This is a genomic window from Nocardia noduli (assembly GCF_019038455.1).
Taxonomy (GTDB): domain Bacteria; phylum Actinomycetota; class Actinomycetes; order Mycobacteriales; family Mycobacteriaceae; genus Nocardia; species Nocardia noduli.
On the sequence record NZ_JAFMPL010000326.1, the window covers coordinates 1 to 324 of the forward strand.

At 65.7% G+C, this 324-nt stretch carries 1 protein-coding gene; it reads left to right on the forward strand.

Annotated features, from left to right (window positions below; translation table 11 throughout):
- Positions 1–209: 209 nt before the first annotated feature.
- Positions 210–324, forward strand: a 115-nt coding sequence (locus JZ792_RS43470; RefSeq protein WP_368858182.1) for a KR domain-containing protein, incomplete at its 3' end; no start/stop codon positions are given.

Here is a 324-nt window from a genome sequence, read left to right on the forward strand (position 1 = left end):
ACACCGACACCGACACCACCGATCTGGCCGGGATCGTATCGCTGGCAGTGGCGGTAGGGGAGCCTCAGGTCCTTATCCGCGACGATATCGCCCACACTCCACGACTGACCCGTGTACCAGGGCGCGGCGACACAACCACGGCAGCGGACATCTCGGATGCCGAGAACACCTTGTCGGATATCTCGATTGCCGGTCGTGGGACTGTGGTGGTGACCGGTGGTACCGGTGGTTTGGGTCGGATCCTGGCCCGGCATCTGGTGGGTGTGCGGGGTGTGCGGTCGCTGGTGTTGGCTTCTCGTCGGGGTATCGCCGCGGCGGGTGCGG